The 22,005-nt window shown below is 38.9% G+C and carries 23 protein-coding genes; 20 read left to right on the top strand and 3 right to left on the bottom strand.

What is annotated here, in order from left to right:
• Positions 1–26: 26 nt before the first annotated feature.
• The 20 genes from GWK08_RS14615 to GWK08_RS14525 all read left to right on the top strand — a co-directional run bounded on the left by GWK08_RS14615 (position 27) and on the right by GWK08_RS14525 (position 17,054).
• On the top strand, positions 27–461 hold the full coding sequence (locus GWK08_RS14615) for an SRPBCC domain-containing protein (protein WP_163607968.1): 435 nt from the start codon (positions 27–29) through the stop codon (positions 459–461).
• A gap of 75 nt (positions 462–536) precedes the next feature.
• Complete coding sequence (locus GWK08_RS14610; RefSeq protein WP_163607967.1) at positions 537–1,031, top strand: hypothetical protein; 495 nt, start codon at positions 537–539, stop codon at positions 1,029–1,031.
• On the top strand, positions 1,024–1,995 hold the full coding sequence (locus GWK08_RS14605) for a WD40 repeat domain-containing protein (protein ID WP_163607966.1): 972 nt from the start codon (positions 1,024–1,026) through the stop codon (positions 1,993–1,995). Before GWK08_RS14610 ends, GWK08_RS14605 begins: the two co-directional genes overlap by 8 nt.
• A 157-nt stretch (positions 1,996–2,152) precedes the next feature.
• The gene (locus tag GWK08_RS14600) at positions 2,153–2,986 is read left to right on the top strand and encodes a class I SAM-dependent methyltransferase (protein WP_163607965.1); all 834 of its coding nucleotides are present in this window, start codon (positions 2,153–2,155) and stop codon (positions 2,984–2,986) included.
• Positions 2,987–3,105: 119 nt separating this feature from the next.
• Positions 3,106–3,762, top strand: coding sequence for a DinB family protein (locus GWK08_RS14595; protein WP_163607964.1), 657 nt, complete (start codon positions 3,106–3,108; stop codon positions 3,760–3,762).
• Between the two features lie 77 nt (positions 3,763–3,839).
• Complete coding sequence (locus tag GWK08_RS14590; RefSeq protein ID WP_163607963.1) at positions 3,840–4,604, top strand: MerR family transcriptional regulator; 765 nt, start codon at positions 3,840–3,842, stop codon at positions 4,602–4,604.
• Between the two features lie 73 nt (positions 4,605–4,677).
• On the top strand, positions 4,678–5,412 hold the full coding sequence (gene rluF, locus GWK08_RS14585) for a 23S rRNA pseudouridine(2604) synthase RluF (RefSeq protein WP_163607962.1): 735 nt from the start codon (positions 4,678–4,680) through the stop codon (positions 5,410–5,412).
• A gap of 66 nt (positions 5,413–5,478) precedes the next feature.
• Positions 5,479–6,897 carry an SDR family oxidoreductase gene (locus tag GWK08_RS14580; RefSeq protein ID WP_163607961.1) on the top strand — a complete coding sequence of 473 codons (1,419 nt, stop codon included), beginning with the start codon at positions 5,479–5,481 and terminating at the stop codon, positions 6,895–6,897.
• 66 nt (positions 6,898–6,963) lie between these two features.
• Positions 6,964–8,187: a DUF418 domain-containing protein gene (locus tag GWK08_RS14575; RefSeq protein ID WP_163607960.1), complete on the top strand. Its 1,224-nt coding sequence runs from the start codon at positions 6,964–6,966 to the stop codon at positions 8,185–8,187.
• Position 8,188: 1 nt separating this feature from the next.
• A complete protein-coding gene (locus GWK08_RS19345; protein WP_262887814.1) occupies positions 8,189–8,317 on the top strand; it encodes a hypothetical protein in 129 nt (42 codons plus the stop codon).
• Positions 8,318–8,384: 67 nt separating this feature from the next.
• The gene (locus tag GWK08_RS14570) at positions 8,385–8,927 is read left to right on the top strand and encodes an HAD family hydrolase (protein WP_163607959.1); all 543 of its coding nucleotides are present in this window, start codon (positions 8,385–8,387) and stop codon (positions 8,925–8,927) included.
• A gap of 20 nt (positions 8,928–8,947) precedes the next feature.
• Entirely contained in the window at positions 8,948–9,742 is a 795-nt protein-coding gene (locus tag GWK08_RS14565; protein ID WP_239524928.1) for a hypothetical protein, read from the top strand.
• A gap of 136 nt (positions 9,743–9,878) precedes the next feature.
• Positions 9,879–10,718 (top strand): ribose-phosphate diphosphokinase, encoded by an 840-nt coding sequence (prs, locus tag GWK08_RS14560; RefSeq protein ID WP_163607957.1) that lies wholly within the window; start codon positions 9,879–9,881, stop codon positions 10,716–10,718.
• Positions 10,715–11,224 carry an O-acetyl-ADP-ribose deacetylase gene (locus GWK08_RS14555; RefSeq protein ID WP_163607956.1) on the top strand — a complete coding sequence of 170 codons (510 nt, stop codon included), beginning with the start codon at positions 10,715–10,717 and terminating at the stop codon, positions 11,222–11,224. The genes prs and GWK08_RS14555 overlap by 4 nt, the downstream gene beginning before the upstream one ends.
• A 55-nt stretch (positions 11,225–11,279) precedes the next feature.
• On the top strand, positions 11,280–11,816 hold the full coding sequence (locus GWK08_RS14550; protein WP_163607955.1) for an LOG family protein: 537 nt from the start codon (positions 11,280–11,282) through the stop codon (positions 11,814–11,816).
• A gap of 38 nt (positions 11,817–11,854) precedes the next feature.
• Positions 11,855–13,312 carry a nicotinate phosphoribosyltransferase gene (locus GWK08_RS14545; RefSeq protein ID WP_163607954.1) on the top strand — a complete coding sequence of 486 codons (1,458 nt, stop codon included), beginning with the start codon at positions 11,855–11,857 and terminating at the stop codon, positions 13,310–13,312.
• Positions 13,312–13,686, top strand: coding sequence for a hypothetical protein (locus GWK08_RS14540; RefSeq protein WP_163607953.1), 375 nt, complete (start codon positions 13,312–13,314; stop codon positions 13,684–13,686). The genes GWK08_RS14545 and GWK08_RS14540 overlap by 1 nt, the downstream gene beginning before the upstream one ends.
• Before the next feature lie 2 nt (positions 13,687–13,688).
• Positions 13,689–14,105 carry an RDD family protein gene (locus GWK08_RS14535; RefSeq protein WP_163607952.1) on the top strand — a complete coding sequence of 139 codons (417 nt, stop codon included), beginning with the start codon at positions 13,689–13,691 and terminating at the stop codon, positions 14,103–14,105.
• A 334-nt stretch (positions 14,106–14,439) separates the two neighbouring features.
• A complete protein-coding gene (locus GWK08_RS14530) occupies positions 14,440–15,879 on the top strand; it encodes an NAD(P)/FAD-dependent oxidoreductase (RefSeq protein WP_163607951.1) in 1,440 nt (479 codons plus the stop codon).
• A 32-nt stretch (positions 15,880–15,911) separates the two neighbouring features.
• Complete coding sequence (locus tag GWK08_RS14525; protein ID WP_163607950.1) at positions 15,912–17,054, top strand: LapA family protein; 1,143 nt, start codon at positions 15,912–15,914, stop codon at positions 17,052–17,054.
• Positions 17,055–17,279: 225 nt separating this feature from the next.
• Here the strand turns inward: GWK08_RS14525 and GWK08_RS14520 are convergent, their stop codons facing one another.
• The 3 genes from GWK08_RS14520 to GWK08_RS14510 all read right to left on the bottom strand — a co-directional run bounded on the left by GWK08_RS14520 (position 17,280) and on the right by GWK08_RS14510 (position 21,919).
• On the bottom strand, positions 17,280–17,993 hold the full coding sequence (locus GWK08_RS14520; protein ID WP_163607949.1) for a hypothetical protein: 714 nt from the start codon (positions 17,991–17,993) through the stop codon (positions 17,280–17,282).
• A 442-nt stretch (positions 17,994–18,435) separates the two neighbouring features.
• Positions 18,436–19,281: a pseudouridine synthase gene (locus tag GWK08_RS14515; RefSeq protein ID WP_163607948.1), complete on the bottom strand. Its 846-nt coding sequence runs from the start codon at positions 19,279–19,281 to the stop codon at positions 18,436–18,438.
• 256 nt (positions 19,282–19,537) lie between these two features.
• On the bottom strand, positions 19,538–21,919 hold the full coding sequence (locus tag GWK08_RS14510) for a penicillin acylase family protein (RefSeq protein WP_163607947.1): 2,382 nt from the start codon (positions 21,917–21,919) through the stop codon (positions 19,538–19,540).
• Between the last annotated feature and the right edge of the window lie 86 nt (positions 21,920–22,005).

Raw genomic sequence — 22,005 nt, 5'->3', positions numbered from 1 at the left:
CTCTTTAATCACTAAATACAGTAGATATGATCGTAAAAAAGGAAATACTATTCAAAGCAACAAAGGAAAAAGTATGGGATCTGCTTACCAATCCCGAAATGACCAAACAGTATATGTTTGGCTGTGAAGTGCTGTCGTCATGGAAAAAAGGTGATCCTATTCTCTGGAAAGGAAAAACAGAGGACGGAAAGGAAGTGATCTACGTTAAAGGTGTTATCGGTGAAATTAATGTGGGAGAAAAACTCAGTTTTAGTATGTTCGATCCGAATATGGGTATCGAAGATATCCCGGAAAACTATGTAAATCTCACCTACGAGTTGGAGGAAGATCAGGAAGGAACCCTGTTAAAGCTCAGCCAGGGAGATTTTGCCGGGGTAGCTCAAAGCCGGAAGAGATATGAGGATACGGTAAAAGGATGGGAAATGGTACTCCCCCTGATGAAAGAACTTCTTGAGCCATAGCCCTTTTTGTTAAAAACAACTCTTTTTGTTACACATAGAGTTTTTGCTCGTCTTTCATATAAACAACCTAATTATATGAAAAACAAACTCTTAAACTTCACAGTAGTGCTTAATCTCATTCTCAGTGGGGTTTTGTGCTACTTTCTTTTTTATTCGGATGCGACCAAAAAAGATTTTTCCAATGAAGTCCTGAAGGTAAGAGGCCTTGTAGTAGTCGATTCTTCAGGAGTAGAACGTGTAATGATGGGAGCACCTCTACCCGATCCCACATTTCACGGTTATCGTTATCCCCGCGGAGGAGGAGCCGGTATTTCCGGCATCCTTTTATTTGATTCCGAAGGACAGGAAAGAGGTGGATATGTAACCGACGATAATTACGGGAATGTATTCCTTACCCTGGATTCCAAAACCCAGCAAAACGCCTTGTTCCTTGCTGAACCTCAGGGTGCTGCAGCATCTATACTTTGGAGCAGGAATGGAAACAAGCTCAGTCTTTTTACGGATAATGATACCCTGGCCGTTGACCTGTACAGCAAAGGGAAAAAATTTAATTTCAAGAAAGATGAGTAACCTGAAAAACAGTCTCGTCATTTTAGCCATTTTACTAATGGCAATGGCCTGTAAAAAAGAAAGTAAAAGACAAGCTAATGGTCTTACGGGTATCAATCCCCTGGCCTATACAGATGTAGCCTTTATGGGGTCTAAAGATACAGCGGTGGTTTCTACCTATAGCGGAAGAATAATCCGAAAGATCAAAGATCAGCCTGAAGATCAGGTTCTCGCTAATGTAGAAGATGAGATCTATGCGCTAAAATATGCTCAAAGCCGTAACGAGCTGATTGCGGCAACTCATCAATCCGGTATCCTCATACTGGATGCAGAGACAGGTAAAGTAAACAGGGAACTGGAACTGGAAAAATGGTGTGTTTCTCTCTTTCTTTCGGAAGATGAAAATTACCTGATGGGGATAGATCTGAGCGGGAAGAATCGTATCTGGGATATTAAAAACGACTACCTGTCAATCGAATATCCTGATTCGCTACCCAGGCGATACATACGTTGTATGGATAATTTGGGGGTATTCTATTTAACCGGAGCAGGAAAAGTAAGCTTGTGGAATCCGTCCGAAACCAGTTTCCGCAAAGAGATCTCTTTGCCCGGGCGTGTGGCCGATGTTGATAAAAACGGAAATGTTCTGGCTTTATCCCATAACGAATTCTATTTATACGATTCCGGGAAAGATTCTCTGAGGTTTAGCCTTAAACACCCCAGCTGGCCATTCCTGCAGGAGAACGGAGATACCGTAAGTATCCCATATCAGATGAAATTACTCAATGCCCGTTTTGCCAATAACAGGATCTATACATCGGGAATTGATCGATCTATTCGGGAATGGGATGCAAAAAACGGAAAACTCCTTCAAACCTGGGTAGGACACAAAGCTTCTGTAAACAGCTTTGATATTTCTGAAGATGAATCACAAATAGTTTCTGTAGACCTGAAAGGCGGAATACAGTTCCGTAATATTAAATAAATAAGCTAGTTTGACGAATTTTCCTTTTCATTTTAATAAATTCATCCATGTAAACTTAAAATGAGATCTTGAGAAAACATAAAACGCCAAACTTCAGGCAGATCAATTAAGGAAATCTCAATGAGATTTTCTTTTTCTGCCTGTAAATAAACACTAAATGAGCAACCGTATAGAAATACATGAGACCGCATTTGTAACTTCTACCTACAGGGCATCCGAAGAAAACATCAGCAAGGACATTTATGCAAAACTCTGGAACAATAAAAAAACAGACCAGTGGATAGCCGATTATGCCGAAACCGTGTCCAGGCATGATCCTTTTCTTCACTGTCTGCGTAACCGGTATTTTTATGATAAAATAAGCGAACTGGCGAAACAAAACCAGATAGAAGTCCTCATTAATTTTGGCAGCGGTTTTAGCATGTATCCTTTTCTGCTCGGTGAAGATCTCATAAATATAGAGATCGATAAACCGGATATCGTTCAATACAAAAAGAAGCGGATACAGGAACTGCAATCAAATGGTCAGTTGCCATCAAGAGAGATCCACTATATCGGTACCGATTTTAATAAAGACTACGAAGAGAAATTGATTTCGGAAATAAACGCTATTAAAAAAGACAAAACTTCTTTTATACTGATTGAAGGTGTTCTTTTCTTCCTGAACAGGGATGACACCAAGCGACTTTTCCAGCTATTTGGAAAGATCCAGAACAGCGGTGATTATGTGGGTAGTGTTTCCTATACCGAAGCTATCGAAGAAGTTTCCGCATTTAAAAAACTCATTTCTTTTTTTGAGGAAAAAGTAGTGCCGAATGAGCGATTTGAATACCAGACCATAAGCAACAGTTTTTATCACAATATTGAAGGTTACCGCCTGGAGGATCATATGGACTGTTTTGAACTGGCAGCAAAATACGCTTCTCATAAAAAACAAATGGACAGAGAGGAAGTTCTCGATGAGAATATGTACTTGTTAAAGAAACAATAAATACCTCAAGCCAAAGGGTTTCAGCTCACAAATTATTCATAAAATTCAGGCTTAAACCCGGATCTTTCATAATTCTTCTATAGGTTTATAGATAACAAACACCTTAAAACACCAATAAAATGAAAGATCAAAAAGAGCCATTGAGCAGGAGGTCCTTTATTAAAAAGTCCTCCCTTTTAGCCATTGGAACGGGGAGTTTATTTACCCTGCCCCAACTGGCTTATGCAGACAACTCCACGACGACAGAAAACGATATTAACATCATCGGTCCTAAAGAAGGTTTTTCACCTCATATAGGGACCCTGGTCTCAATGATGAACTGGATGCGAAGGGTTATTCTCATGCCTGTTAGAGGGATGAGTGTTAAAGATCTCGATTATATTCACGATGGGGATTCTAATTCTATCGGCGCAATGCTTCTGCATTTAGCAGCTACAGAGCGTTTTTATCAGATCCATACCTTCGAAGGGAAAAGATGGGGCAACTGGTCTAAAGAAGATAGTAAGAACTGGAGCGTAGCTTCCCGACTGGGCGATCAGGCCAGGAAAAAGATCAAGGGGCACGATCTGGATTTTTACCTGGAAAAGCTAAGTGAAGTTAGAGAAAACACCCTTACAGAATTTGCAAAAAGAGACGACGACTGGTTAATGGCAGTAGATAAGAGCTGGCCCTGGGGTCCAACCAATAACTACTGTAAATGGTTTCATGTATGTGAGCACGAATCCAATCACAACGGGCAGATCAAATACATTAAAAGCAGGCTTCCAGGGAGCTGAAAATAAAAAAACTTCATTTTTTTCTTGACCCTTACCTTAGGTCATAGACTATGTTTGCATCATAATTGAATAAAGTCATGACAAAATATTCGGTTAAACAGTTATCAGAGCTGGCAGGAGTAAGCATACGCACTCTGCATCATTACGATCGTATCGGTTTGCTGAAACCTTCTTTCAGGAGTGAAAAGGGATACAGGTTTTACGAACGGAAGGAATTGCTGTTACTGCAACAGATCCTTTTCTATAAGGAATTAGGGTTCGCACTCAGCGATATAGATGCCATTATTAATGACCCTTCCTTCAATCTTGTCGTTGCCCTGGAAAGCCATAAGAAGGAGCTAAAAAAGCGATTCAGCAGCCTGAAGCAGCTATTGAAAACTGTAGATAAAACGATTGTTGAACTAAAAAACAAGGAAAAAATGATGACCGATGACGAAATTTACGCTGGTTTTCCTGCTAAGGAAGCTGCGAAATACAGGAAAGAAGCCGTTGAGAAATGGGGCGAGGATAAGATAACGGAAGTTGAAGACCGTATAAGGGAAATGGAAAAACAAGGCTGGGAAGATACTCAAAAGAAAGGAGAAGAGATCAACTGGCTGCTGGCCGATCTTATGGATCTTAAGATTGATGATATCCGGGTACAAAAGGGAGTTGAAATGCATTTCCGGCATATGAATACTTTTTATGAAGTGAACAAAGAACGTTATCTCGACCTCGGGAAAATGTATACAGAAGATGATCGCTTCACCGCCTTCTACGGGAAGTACCGTGAAGGGTTGGCAGATTTTCTCTACGCCGCTATTCAGGTGTTCTGTGAGAACGATCTTAAGGTAAAAGAGTAGCTTTAATCAAATAATAGGCAGTTTTTATCCGAGACTGCCTATTTTTGCATTTCCTGAAGGTTAAAATGTTCGAATGGAAGAAAACCAGTTAAAAAGGATCAACAAATATTTAAGCGAAGTAGGTTATTGCTCCCGGAGAGCAGCGGATAAACTCATCGAAGAAGGAAGAGTTACCATTAACGGGAAAGTCCCGGAAATGGGTACTAAAATAGGGCCTCATGATGAAGTAAGGGTGGATGGAAAGCCTGTTTCGGAACCTAAGGAAAAACCGGTTTACCTGGTTTTTAACAAACCTATCGGGATCGTTTGCACCACGGATACGCGGGTGGAAAAAAACAATATAATCGACTACATCAATTATCCAAAACGGATCTTTCCTATCGGCCGTCTGGATAAACCCAGCGAAGGCCTGATCTTCCTTACCAATGACGGAGATATTGTGAATAAGATCCTCAGGGCAAGGAATAATCACGAAAAGGAATACCTGGTTACGGTAGATAAGCCTATCACAAAAGATTTTATACGGAAAATGGGTAATGGTGTTCCCATTCTCGACACGGTAACCCGAAAATGCCATGTAGAGCAGCTGAGTAAATACAATTTTAAGATCGTTCTTACCCAGGGGCTCAATCGTCAGATACGAAGGATGTGCGAATACCTCGGTTATGAGGTAACCCGGTTAAAACGCATCCGTATCATGAATGTTTCCCTGGATGTTCCGGTCGGGAAATGGCGACATCTTACAGATAGGGAATTAAAGGAGATCAACCGGCTGGTGGCTTCTTCTTCAAAGACTCATGATAGTTAATCATCATCTAAAATGAAGTTGGTACACGTTCTTTTATAAAAGAATGAATATTACTATCTTCAATAGATGAAAATACTGCTCACCGGCGCTACCGGATATATTGGCAAACGATTATTACCGGTACTCTTAAACAAAGGATATAATGTAGTCTGTTGTGTAAGGGACAAAAACAGATTTCCTCTCCCCAAAGCTTTCGGAGACAAAGTTGAAATTATTGAAGCAGACTTCCTGAAGCCCGAAAGTCTGGAGAAGGTTCCAAAGGATATTGATGCTGCATATTACCTCATTCATTCTATGTCGTCTTCGAACGATTATAAAAAACTGGAACGGGAATCAGCCGTAAATTTCAGGAGAGCTGTAGAAGGATCCCGAATAAAACATGTTATTTACCTGAGTGGTATAGTGAATGAAGAAGCGCTTTCAGAACATCTTGCTTCCCGAAAAGCTGTGGAAGATGAACTGGCAAAGGGAAACTATAACTTTACAACTTTACGTGCGGGGATCATTATCGGATCAGGTAGCGCCTCCTTTGAAATTATAAGGGACCTGGTAGAAAAGCTCCCTGTAATGGTAGCTCCAAAATGGCTTAACACCAAATGTCAGCCGATCGGAATAAGTGATGTTATTCGCTTTATGGAAAAGTGTTTGTTTAACAGCGCTACATACAACCAAAGTTTCGATATAGGTGGGCCGGATATTTTATCGTATAAAGAAATGCTTCTGGGTTATGCAAAAGCACGCGGGTTGGGCAGGTGGATCTATATAGTACCTGTAATGACCCCCAAACTCTCTTCTTATTGGCTGTATTTTATCACTTCTACCTCCTACAAACTGGCGACTGCTCTTGTAAGCAGTATGAAGGTGGAAGTGATCTGCAGAAATAACATGTTAAATGATATCCTGGAGATTAACCCAATCTCATATGATGAGGCACTACAAAGAACTCTTTCCGCCATTGAGCGACTGCAGATCATTTCGAGCTGGAAAGATTCTTTTATCAGTGGCAGATTTGATCATAAGCTTTCGGAATTCCTTAAAGTTCCCACTCATGGTTGTTTCGTCGATCAAAGACACAGAACAGTAAAAAACACGGAGCTCTGCATCAGCAAAATATGGAAGATAGGAGGTGATAATGGTTGGTATTATGCTACCTGGTTATGGAAACTAAGAGGTTTTATCGATAAACTTTTTGGGGGTGTTGGTCTGAGAAGGGGAAGAACACATCCTGAACATATTTCTTCGGGAGATGCTATAGATTTCTGGCGGGTGCTTTATGCAGATAAAGAACAGGGCAGATTATTGCTCTTTGCAGAAATGCGATTACCCGGAGAAGCCTGGCTGGAATTTAAAATAGAAGATGGCCGTTTATACCAAACCGCAACTTTTCGCCCTAAAGGCTTGATAGGAAGGATGTATTGGTATGCTGTTTACCCTTTACACGGGATTATTTTTGGTGGTTTGATCAAGGAGTTGGCTAAAAATTAAAGTAAGTGACTTCCTGTTATTTTTCGATTCTTTTTTGTTTCTTTAAGTTGTTTATAAAGCCAATAAATGACCAATCCAACTTCTACTGTTCCGGTAAAAGCTAAAAAAAGAATTGAATTATTAGATATTTTCAGAGGTTTTGCCGTTTTCGGGATCTTTGTTGTGAATATAGAGATCATGAATTGCCTCTTTATCAATCAAGATGCCTTTGGAGCGCAGTGGACATCCGGTATTGACAAGATGGCGATCCGTATCCTGCAATTGTTCTTTTACAGCAAATTCTTTCCTATTTTCTCTTTTCTTTTTGGGCTTGGGATCTCTATGCAAGCATTAAAACAAATGGAACAGAACAGTTTTTCCAGCGCATTTTTTATTCGCAGGATGGCTATATTATTCCTTTTCGGGCTGGCGCATATTCTTTTCCTCTGGTCTGGAGACGTACTTCATTTATATGCTCTTTTGGGCCTGCTGACTTCCTTGCTTATCAAAAGATCCAATCGCTTTATTCTTATAACAGCCGTAGTTCTGTTACTGTTCCCTTTTTATGACCGGCTGATGGAATTTATTTTAAACATCAGCCAATTTAATCCGATGGAACGACTGGAAGCTTATACTTCGGAAGGGATCGTAACCACCATTCGCAATGGTTCCTATTTAGACGGGATCCATCTGAGGGCCATAGAATACCTGTCCAATGTACAGCTTCTGTTCTCTCACCTTATGCCCGTGGCTTTTGCCATGTTCCTCCTGGGGTTGTATTTCGGAAAAAACAAGATCATCTACGATATAAACAGCTTTATACATCGCATTCGGAAACCGGTAATCATCATTGCCATCCTTTCCAATGTTTACAGGTTGTTGTTTCTTTTTGTTTTGGTGAAAAATGAAGAATTACGCTCTGATGAAACTCTAATGGTCTTTATATACCGGCTAATGTTTATTTGCGATATGCTGATGGGACTTTTCTATCTCTGGCTGATTACCTGGTTGTTTCGATATAACTTTTGGAAAAAACTCTTTAACCCTCTTAAATATGTGGGGAGAATGGCCCTGACCAATTATATCATGCATAGTCTTATCGGGCTCATTCTTTTTAGTTCTGTTGGATTTAAATTATATGAAAGCCTGAGCCCGTCCGAAACCCTTACCATAGCAGTGGCAACTTTTGTTTTTCAGGTGATCTTTAGCAAGCTTTGGCTTAGCTATTTTAATTACGGACTCCTGGAATGGGTTTGGAGATGTTTTTCGTATAAAAAATTACTGCCTTTGAAGAAAAAAACTGCGATTTAATATGACGACAGAAGAATTTGTTAAAGCTTTTTATTCAATCTTATTAGGCCTGGATGGTGCTACTACTTTGGGAGGGGTTCAGGAATTATATGATATTTTTGATGAAAATGGCAACCAATTAAGTGGTTAAATCGAAGAGTATGCTTATAAGTACTTTCAAGAAAGAGAATAATTATTAAAAAGTTTGTGCAGTAAAGTTGAATGAGAATAAAAAAATATTGCTGATACTTGATCTGGATGAAACTCTTATCCATGCTACTAAAAATAAGTTGGATTCTCGAGCCGATCTCTTCTATAACGATTATTTAATATATAAAAGACCCTACTTAAATTGGTTTTTAGAAACTGTCAATAAAGACTTTGAGCTTGCTGTCTGGTCTTCTGCAGGCGATGAGTACGTTACCACCGTGGTTACGGAAATATGCCCTGAAAATGTTTACTTTCAATTTATATGGGGGCGAAGCCGTTGTACAACAAAGTTAAATCGGGATTTGGATAAATATATTCATGAAAAGCGGCTTAAAAAGGTTAAAAAGCAAGGTTTCGAACTTGAAAAAGTACTTATTATAGACGATTCTCCGGAAAAAACTAGAGAGAACTACGGTAATGCCATTTATATTGATCCTTTCACAGGGAATAAAGATGATAATAGGCTTCAGAAACTTGCGAGTTACTTAGTATCAATCAAAAATACAGAGAACGTAAGGATCATTGAAAAACGTTATTGGGAAGATAGTTAATGTTCAAAAACACAAGTGTATTGAAATATATCCTGCTAATATTGATTATTATAATCCTTACCATTTTCACTCAAATTGGTGGGATCGTATATCTGATTTCAATTCTGATAATAAAAAGAAAAAAAGCTAAATACAAGCTTAAGAGGATTGGGTTATTTCTGATTTTATATACTATCACTACTTTTCTAATTGTACCGAATCTGGCTCCGTTATTTGGTAGGAAAAGAATCGCAGAATCTGATAAAATAGCTGCAAACAATATGTTTACAATTCTGATGAATCGGAATTACGTAAAGCCTGAAATGAACGTGACACTTGCTAAAATTGCAAAAGGCCTGGATAAAAAACACAAAGGAATCAAATTGGTTTATCTGGACGCCGGTTTTCCATTTATAAACGGATTTCCCTTGTTCCCACATTTAAGTCACAATGACGGAAAGAAAATCGATATTTCCTTTATTTATCAAACGAAAAAAGGCGATTTGACAAATAAAAAAACCTCTATAAGCGGTTATGGGGTTTATACTGGGCCGAAAGAAGGAGAATACGATCAAATAACGGAATGTGAAAGAAAAGGAAATTGGCAATACAGCTTTACCAGATATCTGAGTTTTGGCCGAATTAATAAAGAGGTGAGCTTCTCAGAAAGGGGAACAAGAGATTTAATTCTCGAAATAACCAGGCAACCCAAAGTGAAGAAGCTTTTTCTGGAGCCTCATCTAAAAAGTAGGTTAAACCTAAAAGATCTAAAAATTAGATATCATGGTTGTCAGGCAGTCAGGCATGATGATCATATTCATTTAGAATTAAAATAATCAACTTCAGGTCACTAATATCCAAAGCTTTAACAGCAAAGAAGTGTTATCAAAAAAACAATATTGCGTAATTTTAACACAAATAAATTTGTGAAGATTTAGTAAAATTTTATATTTGCGTATAAATCACACAAAAATGATTTTAAATCTAGATCAAAACTTCAAACCCTATCCGGAAAGGAAAAGTATCAGGTTTAAATCTTTTACATTTTCCGGAGGAGAACCGCATATCAAAATTCTCGATAAACCAGAAAGTCACGAAGAGGTAACAATTACACAAAGGATCGGTTCATTTAATGATTTTGGTTTTCTTTTGATAGCAATCGATGCTTTAAAAAGAATAGGTATCGAAAAAATCAATGTATTTATTCCTTATTTCCCGGCAGCAAGACAGGACAGACTAATGGTAGAGGGTGAAGCACTATCAGTAAAAGTCTATACCAATATTTTAAACAATTTACGTTTAAACAGTATAACAATATTGGACCCTCATTCAGATGTAACGCCCGCTCTTCTCAATAATTGCAATACCATTAATAATCACAAATTTATTCGGAAGGTTATTCAAAAGTTACCAAATAACATAAAATTAATTTCTCCTGATGGAGGGTCATTAAAAAAGATCTATAAACTTGCTGAACAATTACAAAATTATGAAGTAATTGAGTGCTCAAAAGTACGGGATGTCAAAACCGGAAAATTAAGTCACTTCAATGTCCATTCAACCGATCTAAAAAGACAAGATTGTCTCATTATTGATGATATCTGTGACGGAGGAGGAACATTTCTGGGTTTAGCTAAAGAGTTAAAAAACAAAAATGCAGGGAACTTATATTTGGCTGTTAGTCATGGTATCTTCAGCAAAGGTACCGATGAGTTGAAAAAAAGCTTCACTCAAATATTCACTACCGATTCAATCAAAAACACTGGAAACACAGATAATATCTATAAACTTAAAATATCAGATATATTATGAAAATAGAGCTAGTTCACGGAGATATAACGGAGATTCATGTAGATGCTATAGTGAATGCAGCCAATACATCCTTGTTAGGAGGCGGCGGAGTAGATGGTGCTATCCATAAAAAAGGAGGAAAGGAAATTCTTGAAGAATGTATAACTATTCGTAATGCACAGGGAGGATGCAAACCAGGAGAGGCGGTTATAACCAATGCGGGGCTTCTCCCTGCTAATTTTGTTATTCATACTGTAGGTTCGGTATGGAATGGAGGGAATAACAATGAAACCGAGCTTCTTAAAAATTGTTATTTGAACACTTTAAACCTTGCTGTTCAAAAAGAAATAAAAACCATAGCATTTCCCAATATAAGTACTGGAATTTACGGTTTCCCAAAACCCTTAGCTTCAAAAATTGCGATAAATACCGTGAAAAATTTTGAAATGAAAAACCTGATTGACACTGTGATATTTGTTTGTTATGATTATGAAAATTTCGAATTATATAAGGAAAATTTACATTAAAATAAACTAATTCATTAGATGTGGCATCTTAAGTCTCACTTTGAAAAATAAAAAAATGAAAACAACAAAATTCGCTGCACTTTTCGGAGGTTCCGGCAACAATAGAAAAAGTATAGAATATCAAGAAACAATTAGGATAGGTTCATTTCTGGCTAAACAAGGTTACACTGTAAAGAATGGTGGGTACGAAGGTTTAATGGAAGCTGTTTCCAATGGAGTCACAAAACAAGGGGGAAAAGCTATAGGTATTACATGCCTACAAGTTGGTCCTGAAAATGGTAATTCTTTTCTGTCCGAGACCATTATAACCGAAACCTTATATGATCGATTAAAGTTACTATTAGAAAACACCGAGGTTTTTGTTGTTCAAAGAGGAGGGATCGGAACTTTATCTGAGGCATTTTTAGCTTTAGATATTATTAGGAAAGAAGACAGAATTAATCAACCTAGAATATTTTTTGTTGGAGAATTTTGGAATGATATCATTTCCGTATTACAATCCAAACTCATTCCTACACACGAGCATTATCTATTTAAAGTTGTCAAAGGATATGCAGAATTCAAGGAGTGCTTTTCAGAATCTCTAGGTTAGAAAATTAACACATACGGTTTAACGTAAAACATACTATTATGAACCCATTACTCTTAACAGACGGTTATAAGGTTGATCACCGAAGGCAATATCCCGACAAAACAACTTTGGTATACTCTAATTGGACCCCACGAAAAAGTAGGATTAAAGGAATTAATGAAGTTGTCTTCTTTGGGTTACAATATTTTATTAAAAGATATATCATAAAAGAGTTTGAAGAGAACTTTTTTAGTATGCCAAAAGAAATAGTATGTCGAAAATATTCTCGGAGAATAAATAATTATCTTGGAGAAAATTCTGTCGGCATCAAACATATAGAAGAATTACATGATCTGGGGTATATCCCGATGGTGTTTAAAGCTTTGCCAGAAGGCACGTCCGTTTCTCTAAGAGTACCTATGTTTACAATGTATAATACTTTACCGCAATTCTTCTGGTTAACTAATTATTTTGAAACTTTACTCTCTACAACAGTCTGGCTACCCTGTAATTCGGCTACAATCGCAAAACAATATAAAACTGTCCTTACTAAATACGCTATGGAAACATCATCAATTCCGGAATTCGTAGAGTGGCAAGGACATGATTTTTCCATGAGAGGAATGGCCGGCTTGGAAGCATCGGTTATGAGTGCGGCTGGTCACTTATTGAGTTTTACCGGAACGGATACCATTCCAGCTATAGATTTTCTTGAAACTTATTACAATGCGGATTCAGATAAGGAACTCATTGGCGGATCCGTAGCTGCAACAGAACATTCTGTAATGTGCATGGGGACAGATTCAGGCGAACAAGAAACTTTTAAGCGTTTAATTACTGAAATATATCCGAATGGAATTGTTTCCATAGTATCTGATACCTGGGATTTATGGAAAGTTTTAACTCAATATCTTCCTAGTCTTAAGAAAGAAATATTGGCAAGAGATGGGAAAGTTGTTATAAGACCGGATAGCGGGAATCCAGTCGATATCATCTGCGGTAAATCCTGCAGCGAGAATGAGGCAGAAAAAAAAGGAGTTGTTCAAATACTGTGGGAAATTTTTGGAGGGAACATAAATAAAAAAGGATATAAAGAATTAGATTCTCACATAGGTGCTATTTATGGAGATAGTATTACTGTTGAAAGAGCAATTCAAATATGTGAACGTCTTAAACAAAAGGGATTTGCTTCAACTAATGTTGTTTTAGGTATTGGTTCCTATACATATCAATATAACACACGTGATACATTTGGTTTTGCAATGAAAGCTACCTATGGAGAAGTTACTGGTACAGGGAGAGAAATTTTCAAAGATCCGGTTACAGATGACGGGACCAAAAGGTCTGCGAAAGGACTAATAAAGATTATCAAAGAAAATGGGATGTATAAATTAATCGATCAGGTTAGCTGGAATGAAGAAAAGAATGGAGAACTTAGAGAAGTTTTTAGAGACGGTAAATTATTAATCAACGAAAACCTTAAAACAATAAGAAAAAGAGTCAATAACCAATCATAATGGAAAAAACCTCGGGAATTGAAACAAAGTTCGGTGTTATTACCGGTCGTGACGGGATTTATTTAAATAACATAAAGTACATTGAAGAAACAAAAATAAAACTAGAAGGAGAGTTGAATACTGCTGAAGGATTCAAAAATTTCGACTTAGTATTTACGCATGTTGTATATTACCTTTCTGTTGAAATAGATTTCGATACTAGACAACCCATAGAAAGTTTTGGTTATGTCAAAGGCTCTGAAGTCATGAAAAAACTCATAAAATTAGACCATTCATTTAAAATAGATAAAAATTACAAGCATTACTACCTCAGGACTTATGATATTGTTTTTGAGATAGTAGCAAAAAATCATCAGTTAAATATTTCCAGCTAATAATGAAAGAAGTTTCTAAAGAATCGTTTATAAGTTTAAGAGTCCTGGCAACCATAATAGATTATACATTAATGTGGTCTCTTCTAATAATTTATGTTGTCAAATTTGGAGAATCTACTGCCGATGGTTATCAGGTATCAGGATTAAAAGCTCTCATTCCGTTTGGCTTTTGGTTTATTTACTTCCCGATTAGCGAATGGGCTTTCAAATCTACATTAGGGCATTGGACCGTTGGACTTAAAGTTATTTCCGAAAATGAATCAGAATTAACTTTAGGGCAAACAGTAAAAAGAAGACTTTCGGATATCTTTGAGATTTCATGGTGTTTTGGTTTGGTAGCATTCATTGTTGTCAACAATAATGACAAGAGACAACGTGTTGGTGATTTGATATCCAAAACACTGGTTGTTAAAAGGTAAAATGATCTTTTGCCCCTGATATTGACGCTATAAAACTATCCTCTTTAAACATAAGATTCAGAATTCGCAATCTAGTGAATTGACAAATTTCCAAATCGAACAATTCAATCTCAACACTCAATTGTAAATACAACAAAATCAACTTCTTACAAATAAAAACCGGAAAAACACCCTCGGTTTTCTCAGCATTTTTTTGTTACTTTATACTTTATAACTCACTGATAATCAGTTAATATTTACATCTAAAGATCTTTGTAGCCCCTCTTAACCTATAACAAGTTTATATCCAATCTGCTCCAATCGGTAGTCATTTTTAATCATCTAAAGCCTAAAAATGAAAAACGAAAAGAGTAAAATCGATAAAAATGCAAGGATAGTTATTATCGGAGCCGGCCCGGCCGGACTCTCAACAGCCTGGTTCCTTTCAAAGAACGGATTTCACAATGTTACTGTTCTTGAAAAGCTGGGTCGGGTGGGCGGACTTTGTAAAAGCCTAACCGTAGATGGGATGAGTTATGACTTGGGGGCAAACTATGTGACCTGGGCGTATCAGGAAACCTTGAAAATTGCCAAAGAACTGGGTGCGGATACCTATGAAGAGAAACCTTATACCTCCCTGGAGATCAATGATGATGAAACCGAATATCGCTTCAGGTCCTTTACCAAAGCCATTTTATACAATCCTTACACCGGGAAAAAGATCTCTTTTTTCACTTTCCTGGTAGCAGCAATACGTTATCTTATTATCCGATGGAAGTTAAGCGGCATTATAGATGCTCCCGATTATCTGGATACCATAGATCAGCATCAGGAGCTTTGCATCCCATTTAAGGAATGGCTGGAAAAAAATAAGCTTATTGCGCTGGCTACTCTTTTCTCATTTCCCATTACCATCATGGGATACGGAAAACTGGAAGATATTGCCACTCCCTATGCCCTGCGTTATATGTCGCTCAGAACGTACTTTCCCATGATATTCGGACGTATCCCATTCGTGCATTGGATCATCGGGAAATGGCCCAGAAGATTCAAGTTGGGATTTCAACGACTTTGGGAACGGGTGGCCTGGAGAACCAATGTACGGTTGAATGTGAATATTACAAGTATTCAAAGGAGTGAGAAAGACATTAGGATTGATTTCGAATATCCCGAACAGGATCTGAATGAGATCAAAATTGCCAGAGATACTCAGCATTATGACTATTTGGTCTTTGCTGCTCCCCTTACTCCTGATGTTTTTAAAAAGCTGGGACTGAAACGCAATGAAATGGAAGAAAAGATCAGTAACAGTGTTCATATAAATCCTTATTGTATGACCACATTCTGGGTAAATAATATGGATATGCCTCAACCCATAGCCCCCATCCTTCCCATCCCGGAAAAAGGCTTGCCCTGGGCCGTAGCACGGCAATTTCAGGATAGCGGGAATATGTTTACTCAATTCTATACCCGTCCCGTACACCCTGACAGGAATGTTCCTCTGCTCAAAGAGGATGTTAAGGAAGAGGTTATTGCTAAGGTGAAGAAATTAATTGCATTAATGAAGGGGGAGATTAACGATACTCCGGGTCGCTGGCACACTTTTGATATGTTCACATATTTCCAGCATTTCACTCCTGAGCAATTTGCTATGGGAATCTATACAGACCTGGCCGCTATGCAAGGAAAAGACAAGACTTTTTATGTAGGTGGAGCTACCGATTTTGAATTGATTGAGCCCATTGTACAACATTCGAAATACATTGTTGAAAATCATTTTTGCGGTTCAGAATAACTGCAGAAGTCAAACACATTAAATCTACCAAAATGAAAATAATTAACAAACCGCTTGAAGTCAGATCGAGCTTTTATATCCCCGGCATTTTACAGATCCTGGGTTTTATATTGCTGATCATTTATTCGGCTTTTTCCAGTACACACTGGTCGGTGGTACTGACCACCACTACCATGGTCATGCTGGCCAGTTTTTCGGTTGGGGCCCTGGTAGGCTTTATTTTCGGAATTCCAAGAACCCTTCAGGAAGACGTAAAAAAAGGGGTAAAAGCCAATAGTAACCTGGAACAATTGTCAGACTGGCTTACCAAGATCATTGTAGGGGTCGGCCTGGTAGAATCTAAAGAAGTCTTTCAACTGGTTAGCGGGCTGGCAGAAAACCTTTCCCAGGGATTCCCGGATACGCAAATGGGCTTTACCATTATCCTATCTACGCTGATCTTTTATTTTTTCGGAGGCTTCTTTATCAGTTACCTGTGGAGCAGGATACTCCTGGAGCGTATCTTCCAGGAAAACCTGGATACGGAGAACAGGATCGTGGCTCTTGAAAAAACGAGAGACCTGCAGGATGAGATCAGTGAGCTTCAGTCTACCTACAAGAAAGAAAAAGCTAAATCGATCATTGAAAAGAGTTTCGATCAAACCAAAGACGACAAGGAACTAGCCAATACCTTTGCCAAGATTGTAGGAACTGCCTATGAAAATGCCGATTATTCGGCTATTAACCAATGGGTAAAGGAATATGACAAAAGGATCAAGATCCCGGCTCAGACCTGGTCTGATGCTGCCCTGGCCAACCTCAATCTCTACAGGAATTCCCTGGATCAGATCTATGCGGATAGTGTGGAATACGCCTGCAGGCGATCTATTCAGGCGCTACGCGATTATGGAGTACCACAAATGATCAGGCTCTATCTCCAGCTTATTAATTATAAGGAAGCTACGGCCAACCAGGACCAGCAAAAACAGGATGATGCCAGAAAGTCCATCGGCGCGGTTATTGAACTGATCCTTAAAAACAATGCGATAACCGCTTATGAAGCCTATGCTTATATGCAGAAGAACGATGTGACCAGTTTTAAGGAATACAATGAGATCTTTAAAACCGAATTTAAAACAGAGTACCAGAAATTCAAGGATAAATACCTGGAACATTTATCTAAAAACCAGAGCTGAAAATGAAATGTTGAATGTTAAATGTTGAGTGCTCAGTGGATAATTTTTAAATTCCAGGGTAAGATATGAGATTTGAGATATTAGATGTGAGAGATGTTGAATGTTGAGTTTTCAAATCAACTCATTCCCAAATTATCAAATTAAAACTCAGTACTCAGTACTTAATACTAAAACACACCCCTAAAGTCCCCTCAAGGGGGCAATCGTATGATTCAAAATCTTAAGTCATGGCATTAAAACGGGACCGAGTAGCTCCATCCAAAGAAAGAGTCCGAGTCCGCCTCCCAGGAAGCTGCTAAAAATAAAGGAAAGCCTCAGATATTCGGGTATTATGGTCAGGATGACATAAAGAGAGGCAAGGATCCCTATTGTTCCCAGAACAACGGAGAGGCCTTCGGCAGGTAATCCCAGCAGTCCTGATAATTTAACTTCGTTTTCCTCCAGATAGTAAGGAGAGGATTCAGGCATGCTGATGAGGCGGGGAACGAACAGATTAAATACATATCTCAGAAAAAACATGCTAAGGAAGATCATTCCCCAATCTATTATTCTCAGACCAAAACTCAGGATACGTTTCTTATTGAACATTAATCCCAAATAGCCGAACAAGCCTATAAATAATATAATCAGAGGACCTCCAAGGGTTATATACAGTTCATCTCTGTTTAGTTTTTCTTTTTTATCCCAATATATATCTTCTCCGGGGAAGGATATCTGCTGATCAATCTCAAACGGATAGGCATTATAGATATCCTGCAGTTCTTCTTCAACAGAAGCCCTGTCCCAGTAAACCCGGTTAAAGTGTATGCTGGCATCATATCCGAGGTATTTTGCCATGGCTATTTGCCCGATCCCATAGGAGAGAGTAGCTGTAACGGAGGTTACCATAAAAGCCAGGGTAAAGTAAAAGCTGCAGAAGAATATTAGTTTAGATTTCATCAAAAAAGATTTAGGATATTACTAAAAATTGATCGCAGTATCTCCCGAAAAATCTATACGGAAGCAGTTAAAATCCTCATTTTAAACCTCGTTCTAAACACAATACGGCCAGGCAACCTATAAACAATTTATACAGAAAAAAGAAAATAAAACTATAGTTGACAGGGTTCAACTATGTATTTCATGAAAAAAACACGGTTTTGGTGAAAACTTTTTGAGATTTCGTGAAAATTTTTGCCTTGCAAAATCACCCAAACAGGCAGAATACATGCAGTTTAGGAATAATAAAACCAAGATTATATGAAACAATTATTGAAATTATAACCCTGCAAGGAGAATAGTCTCAATTATTTAGAAAACTCTAATATTCCTATGAAATGTTGAATGTTAAGTTATGAATGTTGAGGTGCAAATCAGAAATTGTATTTGCAGATCGAAAGTACTACAGCATTCCCAGATTAATGACTTCCTGAGCGGTTAAATGACGCCAGTGGCCTCTTGGCAGGTCCTTTTTGGTAAGGCCGGCAAAAACCACCCTGTCCAGTTTTACCACCTCATATCCCAGGTGTTCAAAAATACGGCGTACTATACGGTTCCTTCCGCTGTGTATTTTAATCCCCACTTCTCTTTTTGGGGCATTATCAATATAGCTTACCTCATCTACTTCTATAGGGCCGTCTTCCAGCTCAAGTCCTTCTTTTATCTTGTTAAGATCGGCAGCTCTTAGGGATTTATCCAGTTCAACGTGATATATCTTACGCACCCCGTGTTTGGGATGTGTTAGTTTTTTGGCGAGGTCACCGTCGTTGGTAAAGAGAAGTAGGCCTGTAGTCGCACGGTCCAGCCTTCCTACCGGTAAAAGACGTGCCTTGCTGGCATTCGAAACCAGGTCCATAACCGTCCTTCTTCCTTTTTCATCACGCGTCGTAGTGATAAAACCTTTAGGCTTGTTTAAGAGGATATATTCTTTTTTCTCCGGAGAAATAAGCTTCCCGTCAAAGCGTACTTTATCCGTTAATTTCACTTTATAACCAAGCTCCGTTATCACTTCATCATTTACGGTTACATTTCCGGAGACAATATAGATATCGGCATCCCTTCTGGAGCAGATCCCTGCATTGGATATATATTTGTTCAGGCGGATATCATCGCTTTTGGCAGCTGGTTTAGATTTAGATGTATTCTTTTTTCTGAAAGGAGCACTTCCTTTGCCGTAGCTTTTCTTTCTCTGTCCATCTCCCGGTTTTCCCGAAGCTTTTCTATTCCTGTTTCTGTCTGTTCTGCTCATTTCTGAAAAATTTTGGCAAAGATACGCTATTACTTTGTAACGGGAATCAATTGTTAGATTCCAAATATTTATACTCCAAAGTGAAACGACGGAGTACCAAATTCCAACAACAAAAAGTTTGCTTCGCATATGCTCGCAAAGACTGGAAATGTTGAATGTTAAGTTTTGAATGTTATGTTCCAGGCAACCAATTTTCAAATCATCAAATTCCAACAACCAACAACCAATCCCGATAGCTATCGGGACTCAACACTAACTACTTCTTACTAAAAGTCAGGACCGATTTGGCTGTATTCCTGATCTCCTGTTCGTTAAGCAACATTTTTCTAAATTCTCCTTTACTGAACATTTCTGCCTGATCTTTATAGTGCTTGCTAAACGGATTGCCGGACTGACCGGTAGGAATAATACTTATGCTGTTTTCCACATCTGAAAAATCAATGATACGCCGTGTGGACGGTCCGCTTTTAATCGGATATTCCCCGGTTTCATCATAGCTAAAGCTCTCGTTGTCCAGTACTTCCCTGGCTCCGTTCATTTCGAAGGTTCCCACATTAAAATAAGGTTTCAGGCTTTTTACATTTCCAAGGGCATGGCCATGCTCCAGGGTATGGACCTTCCCCCATTTCCACTTCTCCATATCCGTTCCCAATTGTGCCTGAAGTGCTACTATGGCCTCTGTAAAAGCAGCCTTAAGGATATCTGCTCTGCTCTCCTTCATATCGGTGTCTGTATTATCCCACCAGATGGAATTTTCATTAGCGATCTGGGTGGCAATAAGACGCTTCATCAAATGGGTATTGAGCAACTGATCAAAGATCTCTTCTCCCATTTCATCTCTGTAGGTCTTTCGCAGGTACAAATAGATCCATTTGTTGTAGATAACAGGAGCGGTGGCATCTATGGTATTTGACCCGTCCCATTCTCTGAGTATATCATATGCTTTTTGTTCTTCGGCCGAAAATCCATCCGCAGGAACCGCAGAAATAAATTCTTTAACAACTTCGGTCGCAACAATCGATCTATTCTGGTTGATCATTCCGGAAAAACCTTCTTTTGTCCATTCATTCTCCGGTTCCAGAAGCTGAACAATATGTTTGGCCCTGTCTTCCGGTAGATAATAACCCGGATAGAGGATCCCGGCAATGGAATCGGGTTGGTTATTGGCAGAATACACATAATTCCAGGAAGGGTTTTTGGCCTGAGGGTTCTCGGAAAAATCCAGGTATCGTACGGGATCATCCTTTCCGCTTGCTCCATCCAGGATGAATTTAGGATTGAGAGAATCCCTGAATTTATAGAGTTTTGCCGAAGCCCACCAGGCAATATTGTCTTGGGCATCTCCGTACATCACGTTCAGGCCAGGAGCGTGAACCATTGCAGCGCCACGTTCCACATCCTCCATACTTTCTGCATGCGAGATGGTGTAAATAGACTCGAGGACTTTAATAGGCAATTGTGTATAAACCCAATAAAGTGCTATGGGTTCTTCCTGGGAGATCCCTTCAATAAAATCGTTCATAACAGGTCCGTGCCTGCTGCTTTTAATCTTCAGTTCTATCGGGTCCTCTCCTTTAACTTTTAAGGTTTTTGTTCGCTGGGTATATGATTTCCATCCGTCAGGTGTCTGATACTGATTTGCATTGGAGGGGTTGTTTTGTTCCCTGTAAAAATCCACATCGTCATTCTCAAACATGGTAAGTCCGTATGCATAATTCCTGTTATGCCCCAGTAATGGAAAAGGGATTCCTGCCAGGTGATATCCGTACATTTCGTAATCGGGAGTCTTTATATGGGCCTCATACCAGACAGAAGGTTGTGAATACCCAATATGAGGGTCGTTGGCAAAAAGCACTTTACCGTTTTTGGTCTTTTCCGGAGCTACTACCCAGCTGTTACTTCCTTCGAAGGTCGGAAAGGGCGCCCCTTCTACAATGGCCGATACATTTCCGGCTATTTGTTCGTAAACGGAATCTTTATTGGTAGTGTGAATCAGGGTGGACTTCGGATCAATATCTATCTGAAGGTCCTCAAGATAGGAAGCTCCCAGTTTTTCTTTTAAACTGCTTAACAAGGGATCGGTACGATGTGCCATGGCAAAGCTAAATGCCATATAACCGAAGACATTGTACATATCTATCAGCTCAAACTTTTCCTTTTTTATCCCCACCAGGTGAAACTCTATAGGTGTGGGTCCGCTTTCCAGAAACTGATTTATTCCATCCAGATAGGCCAGTGCGAATTTATACGCATCGCTCTCTTTGTCCAGGGCATCAATAGCTTTTTGTGAAGCTTCTTCAATTCCGAGCCCCATAAAGAGTTTATCGGTATCTATCAAAGCCGATCCGAAGATCTCGGACAGGCGTCCCGGAGCAATGCGCCTCATCACCTCCATCTGCCAAAGGCGGTCCTGGGCATGTACATATCCCAGGGTCCTGTATGCGTCTTCCTGCCCTTCTGCAAAAATGTGAGGAATTCCATAGGAATCGTAGTGTACCTCTACCTCATTATCAAGTCCGCTTAATTCCAGATTCCCATCGTATTGAGGAAGCAAGCTTCTATAAAAAAGCCAGCCTGCAATAGAGGCCAGCACAAGGATCACTACTATGATTTTGAGAGTCTTTTTCAGTATGCGCATTGAGGAATAATATTGAGTTTCTCAAATCTACGTATTTTTTGTTTTAGTAAAAATCGAAAATTGGGCCTGGTCAGAGGCTATTTGTA

The organism is Leptobacterium flavescens (assembly GCF_010671605.1).
In the GTDB taxonomy this organism is placed as follows: domain Bacteria; phylum Bacteroidota; class Bacteroidia; order Flavobacteriales; family Flavobacteriaceae; genus Leptobacterium; species Leptobacterium flavescens.
The sequence above is the reverse complement of the archived record's forward strand: the minus strand, read 5'-3'. Positions and strand labels throughout refer to the sequence as shown.